The organism is Streptomyces sp. NPDC127177 (genome assembly GCF_042672475.1).
Lineage (GTDB): Bacteria > Actinomycetota > Actinomycetes > Streptomycetales > Streptomycetaceae > Streptomyces.
This window is the reverse complement of the sequence record NZ_JBHXUW010000040.1, coordinates 76929-82928: the sequence shown is the minus strand read 5'-3', so window position 1 is coordinate 82928 and position 6000 is coordinate 76929. Positions and strand designations below refer to the sequence as shown.

Annotated in this window: 6 protein-coding genes; 4 read left to right on the top strand and 2 right to left on the bottom strand. The window is 71.1% G+C overall.

Annotated features, from left to right (window positions below):
• Window positions 1–42: 42 nt before the first annotated feature.
• The gene (locus ACFVJX_RS24155; RefSeq protein ID WP_384129563.1) at window positions 43–1272 is read right to left on the bottom strand and encodes an acyl-CoA dehydrogenase family protein; all 1230 of its coding nucleotides are present in this window, start codon (window positions 1270–1272) and stop codon (window positions 43–45) included.
• Window positions 1273–1445: 173 nt separating this feature from the next.
• Here ACFVJX_RS24155 and ACFVJX_RS24150 point away from each other — a divergent pair, with 173 nt between their 5' ends.
• Window positions 1446–2096: a TetR family transcriptional regulator gene (locus tag ACFVJX_RS24150; protein WP_384129566.1), complete on the top strand. Its 651-nt coding sequence runs from the start codon at window positions 1446–1448 to the stop codon at window positions 2094–2096.
• A 17-nt stretch (window positions 2097–2113) separates the two neighbouring features.
• Here the strand turns inward: ACFVJX_RS24150 and def are convergent, their stop codons facing one another.
• Window positions 2114–2668: a peptide deformylase gene (gene def, locus ACFVJX_RS24145; RefSeq protein WP_384129569.1), complete on the bottom strand. Its 555-nt coding sequence runs from the start codon at window positions 2666–2668 to the stop codon at window positions 2114–2116.
• A 106-nt stretch (window positions 2669–2774) separates the two neighbouring features.
• On the opposite strand from def, the gene ACFVJX_RS24140 reads away from it, so the two are divergent.
• From ACFVJX_RS24140 to ACFVJX_RS24130, 3 genes are all read left to right on the top strand, one after another.
• Window positions 2775–4013 carry a MurT ligase domain-containing protein gene (locus tag ACFVJX_RS24140; protein WP_384129572.1) on the top strand — a complete coding sequence of 413 codons (1239 nt, stop codon included), beginning with the start codon at window positions 2775–2777 and terminating at the stop codon, window positions 4011–4013.
• 34 nt (window positions 4014–4047) lie between these two features.
• Window positions 4048–4776 carry a type 1 glutamine amidotransferase gene (locus ACFVJX_RS24135; RefSeq protein WP_384129575.1) on the top strand — a complete coding sequence of 243 codons (729 nt, stop codon included), beginning with the start codon at window positions 4048–4050 and terminating at the stop codon, window positions 4774–4776.
• A 143-nt stretch (window positions 4777–4919) separates the two neighbouring features.
• Window positions 4920–5945 (top strand): 6-phosphofructokinase, encoded by a 1026-nt coding sequence (locus tag ACFVJX_RS24130; RefSeq protein WP_384129578.1) that lies wholly within the window; start codon window positions 4920–4922, stop codon window positions 5943–5945.
• Window positions 5946–6000: the final 55 nt, after the last annotated feature.

Sequence of the window (6000 nt, the reverse complement as noted above, 5' to 3'; positions counted from 1 at the left end):
CGGCGGGGGGACAGGGGCCAGGGACGTGCGTACGAGCCGGGGTCAGCGGATGGGCATCCCGGACAGGGTGCGGGCGATCACCAGGCGCTGGATCTCGCTCGTGCCCTCGAAGATCGTGTAGATCGCGGCGTCCCGGTGCATCCGCTCCACCGGGTACTCGCGGGTGAAGCCGTTGCCGCCCAGGATCTGGACGGCCTTCGCGGTGACGTCCTTGGCGGTCTCACTCGCGTACAGCTTGGACATGGAGCCCTCGGCGGACTCGAACGGCTTGCCGGTGCTCGCCATCCAGGAGGCACGCCAGACGAGCAGCCGGGCGGCGTCGATCCGGGTGCGCATGTCGGCGAGCTGGAAGGCGATGCCCTGGTTGTCGATGATCGGGCGGCCGAACTGGGTCCGGGTCTTGGCGTAGTCGAGCGCGACCTCGTAGGCGGCACGGGCGGTGCCGACCGCCATCGCGCCGACGGCCGGGCGGGACGCCTCGAAGGTGGCCATCGCAGCGTTCTTCACCCGCTCGCCACCGCCGGAGGCGGCCCGCTCACGGGCCCGCGCGATGCGCTGGTCGAGCTTCTCCTTGCCGCCGAGCAGGCAGTGGCCCGGGACGCGCACGTCCTCCAGTACGACCTCGGCGGTGTGCGAGGCGCGGATGCCGTGCTTCTTGAACTTCTGCCCCTGCGAGAGCCCGGGGGTGTTCGGCGGCACGATGAAGGAGGCGTGGCCCTTGGAGCCGAGCTCGGCGTCGACGACCGCGACCACCACGTGGACGTTGGCTATACCGCCGTTGGTCGCCCACGTCTTGGTGCCGTTGAGCACCCACTCGTCCTTGGCCTGGTCGTACACCGCGCGGGTGCGCATCGAGGCGACGTCGGAGCCGGCGTCGGGCTCGGAGGAGCAGAACGCGGCGAGCTTCACGTCGTTCACGTCGCCGTACATCTGCGGGATCCAGGTGCCGATCTGCTCCTCGGTGCCGTTGGCGAGGACGCCGACAGCCGCCAGGCCCGTGCCGACGATCGACAGGCCGATGCCCGCGTCACCCCAGAACAGCTCCTCCATCGCCACCGGAATGCCGAGACCGCTCGGGTCGAAGAACTGCTGGGCGTAGAAGTCGAGGGAGTAGATGCCGACCTTGGCCGCCTCCTGGATGACGGGCCAGGGCGTTTCCTCACGCTCGTCCCACTCCGAAGCGGCCGGACGGATAACATCCGCGGCGAAGCCGTGAAGCCAGTCACGGACCTGCTTCTGGTCGTCGTTGAGCTCGAGCGTGAACTCGGCCATTTTCCCCTCCACGTGCTGCCGTCAAAAAATCATTCGTTACTTGCGGTAACAACAGTGTGTTACCGACAAGTAGCCTCTGTCAACCGGTCGGCCACCGCTCCACGCACCACTGGGCAGGGTGTTACGTTGCGCAGGCAGGACGGACAGGCATGGCCAGGGGTGGGAGAAACAGCATGGAGACCACACGACAGGCCGAGCGACAGCGGACCGCGGCCGAGCGCCGCCGCCGCGAGTTGCTCGAGGCCGCCGACCGCGTGGTGCTCAGGGACGGCCCCGGGGCCTCGATGAACGCCATCGCGGCCGAGGCCGGAATCACCAAGCCGATTCTCTACCGGCACTTCGGCGACAAGGGCGGCCTCTACCGCGCACTGGCCAAACGGCACACCGACGCGCTGCTCAGCGCTCTCCGGGCGGCGCTCGACGCCCCCGCCGACCGCCGCGCCCGGGTCGAGGCCACGCTCGACACGTACCTCGCGGCGATCGAGGCCCGCCCTCAGGTCTACCGGTTCCTGATGCACCCGTCCGACGACTCGGCGCCCTCGCCCGAGCAGGGCTTCGACGTGGGACGGCACTCCGCCCCGCTGCTGCGGCGCCTCGGCGAGGAGCTCGCCATGGTCATCGCCGAGCGGGTGGACCTCGGGCCGGACAGCCAGGTCATGGCCCGGATCTGGGGCCACGGCATCGTCGGCATGATGCATGCGGCCGGTGACTGGTGGCTGGGCGAACGCCCGTGTTCCCGAGCCCAGTTGGTGAGCAGCCTGGCCGACCTGCTGTGGGGCAGGCTGGCCGCCGCGGGCGACCGGCCCGGCGGCCCCGGCTTCTGAGACGCCTTCTCGCCCGGTCAGCCGGCCCGCCCCCACGGCGCCCGGCGGGCCGCGCGCAGCGCCCGTGTCCGGCGGAGCCCCGTCAGCCGGTCGGTGTAGACGGTCCCGTCGAGGTGGTCGCACTCGTGCTGGAGGCAGCGGGCGAAGAAGCCGGTGCCGCTGATCCGCACCGGTTCGCCCTCCACCGTCACTCCCTCGACGACCGCATGGTCGAAGCGCGGCGTGCCGGCCTCGATACCCGGCAGCGAGAGGCAGCCCTCCGGGCCCCGCACGGTGATCCCGTCCGCCTCGACGAGGGTGGGATTGACGAGGTGCCCGAGATGGCGGACGTCCTCGTCGTCGGGGCAGTCGTAGACGAACACCCGCAGGGCGGTGCCGACCTGGTTGGCCGCGAGCCCGACACCCTGCGCCGCGTACATCGTGGCGTACATGTCCTCCACCAGCCGGGCGAGCGAGGGCCCGAAGTCCGTGACCGGTTCGCACACACCGTGCAGGACCGGATCGCCGAGCAGGCTCATGGCCCGGACGCGTCCGGTACTGCCGGGGATCGGGCGGTTTCGCATGGCGGTCATCGTACGTTCCACGGGAACTCCACGGTCCGGTCGGTGCCGACGTGCCTTGGGCACGCCGGACATCGATAGGCTGGGCTGCGGACCGATGCAAGGAGGATCTAGGACGATGGCAGGCAACACGGACCCGTTGTCGCCGCGGGCCAAGCTGGCCGTGACGGCGGGCAAGGCCGCTGCGGCGGTGTCGCGGGCAGCCGGGCGAGGCAGCGGATCGGTGATCGGCGGCCGGGTGGCGCTCAAGCTCGACCCCGACCTGCTCGGGCGGCTGGCACAGCACCTGGACGTGATCCTGGTGTCGGCGACCAACGGCAAGACGACCACGACCCGGCTCATCGCCGAGGCACTGCGGGCCGCGGGCCCGGTCGTGTCGAACGCGCTCGGCGCCAACATGCCCGCGGGCATCACCTCCGCCCTGGCCGGTGGGTCGGACGCCCAGTACGGCGTCATAGAGGTGGACGAGAAGTACCTGGCCGGGGTGGCCCGCGACACGACGCCCAAGGTGATCGCGCTGCTCAACCTCTCCCGCGACCAGCTGGACCGGGCCGCGGAGACCCGGATGCTCGCCGAGAAGTGGCGTGAGGGGCTGTCCGGCTCGAAGGCCGTGATCATCGCCAACGCCGACGACCCGCTGATCGTCTGGGCGGCGTCCTCCTCCCCCAACGTGGTGTGGGTGGCGGCCGGACAGGCCTGGAAGGACGACGCGTGGTCCTGCCCGTCCTGCGGCGGTGTGATGCAGCGCCCCGGCGACGACTGGTTCTGCGGCGAGTGCGGTTTCCGCCGCCCGCCGCCGAGCTGGGTCCTGCACGGCGACTACGTACTGGACCCGCACGGCTCGGCCTGGCCGATCCACCTCCAGCTGCCGGGCCGCGCCAACAAGGCCAACGCCACCAGCTCGGCCGCCGTGGCCGCCGTCTTCGGCGTGCCGCCCCAGGTCGCGCTGGAGCGGATGTACCAGGTGCAGGCCGTCGCCGGCCGCTACGACGTGGTGACCTTCCTCGGCCGTGAGCTGCGGCTCCTGCTGGCGAAGAACCCGGCGGGCTGGCTGGAGACGTTCTCGCTGATCGACCCGCCGCCCACCCCGGTGATCCTCTCCGTCAACGCCCGTGGCGCCGACGGCACGGACACCTCCTGGCTGTGGGACGTCGACTACACCCAGCTCGCGGGTCACCCGATCTTCGTGCTCGGCGACCGCAAGCTGGACCTCGCGGTCCGGCTGGAGGTGGCCGGTCTCGACTTCCGCGTCTGCGAGAACCTAGACGAGGCCGTGCAGCAGGCACCGCCCGGCCGTATCGAGGTCATCGCCAACTACACCGCCTTCCAGGATCTGCGCCGTCGTGTCGGCAACTGACCCCGGCCCCGGCCACCCCCGGAGAGGACGAAGCATGAGCAACAACAGCCTGCGGCTGGTGTGGGTCTACCCGGACCTGCTGAGCACCTACGGCGACCAGGGCAACGCGCTGGTGGTGGAGCGCCGGGCCCGTCAGCGCGGTCTCGACGTCTCGCGCGTCGACGTGCGCAGCGACCAGCCGGTGCCCACGTCGGGCGACATCTATCTGATCGGCGGCGGTGAGGACCGTCCGCAGCGGCTCGCCGCGGAGCGGCTGCGCCGCGACGGCGGTCTCAGCCGCGCCGCGTCCAACGGCGCGATCATCTTCTCGGTCTGCGCCGGCTACCAGATCCTCGGCCACGAGTTCGTCAACGACCTCGGCGAGCGCGAGCAGGGCCTCGGGCTGCTCGACGTGATCTCCACCCGCGGTGAGGGCGACCGGTGCGTCGGCGACGTGCTCGGGGACATCGACCCGCACCTCGGGCTGCCGCCGCTGACCGGCTTCGAGAACCACCAGGGCATCACCCATCTCGGGCCCACGGCACGTCCGTTCGCCCGGGTGCAGTTCGGCCGGGGCAACGGCACCGGGGACGGCACCGAGGGCGCGTACAACGACACCGTCTTCGGTACGTACATGCACGGGCCCGTGATGGCGCGCAACCCGCTGATCGCGGACCTGCTGCTGAAGCTGGCGCTCGATGTGAACGCGCTGCCGCCGACCGACGACCGCTGGTACGAGGCGCTGCGCGCCGAGCGGATCGCGGCGGCGACACAGCCCGCCTGATGAGGCCTTATCGGCTCGTCTGAGCGGCGTCCAGCAGGCGGACGCCGGGTTCGGTCCCGCCACCCTGCGCCGGTAGGGTGGCGGGGATCCAACCGGACGACGTGGTCCGGTCGTCGGCCCACGTTGCAAAGGTTTCCCGGGCAATGCGAATTGGTGTGCTCACATCTGGCGGCGACTGCCCCGGCCTCAACGCCGTCATCCGTTCCGTCGTCCACCGTGCCGTGGTCGATCACGGCGACGAGGTCATCGGGTTCCACGACGGGTGGCGGGGCCTCCTGGAGTGCGACTACCGCAAGCTCGACCTCGACGCGGTCGGCGGCATCCTCGCCCGCGGCGGCACGATCCTCGGCTCTTCCCGGGTCCAGCCCGCACATCTGCGCGGCGGCGTGGAACAGGCCAGGGGCCACGTCAACGACCTCGGCCTCGACGCGATCATCCCGATCGGCGGCGAGGGCACGCTCAAGGCGGCGAACCTGCTGTCCGAGGCGGGCCTCCCGATCGTCGGCGTACCGAAGACGATCGACAACGACATCGCCTCCACGGACGTGACCTTCGGCTTCGACACCGCCGTTGGCGTGGCCACCGAGGCCCTCGACCGGCTGAAGACCACCGCCGAGTCCCACCAGCGCGTGATGATCGTCGAGGTCATGGGCCGGCACACCGGCTGGATCGCCCTGCACTCGGGCATGGCGGCCGGCGCGCACGCCGTCGTCGTCCCGGAGCGCCCCTTCGACATCGACGAGTTGACCGAGCTGGTCGGCCGCCGCTTCTCGGCAGGCAAGAAGTTCGCGATCGTCGTGGTCGCCGAGGGCGCCAAGCCCCGCGAGGGCTCCATGGAGTTCGAGTCGGGCGTCAAGGACGTCTACGGCCACGAGCGCTTCGCGGGCGTGGCCACCCAGCTCTCCATCGAGCTGGAACAGCGCCTCGGCAAGGAGGCCCGGCCGGTGATCCTCGGCCATGTGCAGCGCGGCGGGACACCGACCGCGTACGACCGGGTCCTGGCGACGCGTTTCGGCTGGCACGCGGTGGAGGCGGCGCACCGCGGCGAGTTCGGCATGATGACGGCGCTGCGCGGCACGGACATCACCATGGTCCCGCTCGCGGAAGCAGTGGAGACCCTCAAGACGGTCCCTGCCGAGCGGTACGCCGAGGCCGAGTGCGTGCTCTGAGCGACACCATCACCTGAGGACCGCCCCCGGCCGCAACAGCGGCCGGGGGCGGTTC

Coding starts and splice junctions, on each gene's coding strand:
- ACFVJX_RS24155 (WP_384129563.1), bottom strand. CDS start 1,272: ATGGCCGAGTTCACGCTCGAGCTCAACGACGACCAGAAGCAGGTCCGT.
- ACFVJX_RS24150 (WP_384129566.1), top strand. CDS start 1,446: ATGGAGACCACACGACAGGCCGAGCGACAGCGGACCGCGGCCGAGCGC.
- def (WP_384129569.1), bottom strand. CDS start 2,668: ATGACCGCCATGCGAAACCGCCCGATCCCCGGCAGTACCGGACGCGTC.
- ACFVJX_RS24140 (WP_384129572.1), top strand. CDS start 2,775: ATGGCAGGCAACACGGACCCGTTGTCGCCGCGGGCCAAGCTGGCCGTG.
- ACFVJX_RS24135 (WP_384129575.1), top strand. CDS start 4,048: ATGAGCAACAACAGCCTGCGGCTGGTGTGGGTCTACCCGGACCTGCTG.
- ACFVJX_RS24130 (WP_384129578.1), top strand. CDS start 4,920: ATGCGAATTGGTGTGCTCACATCTGGCGGCGACTGCCCCGGCCTCAAC.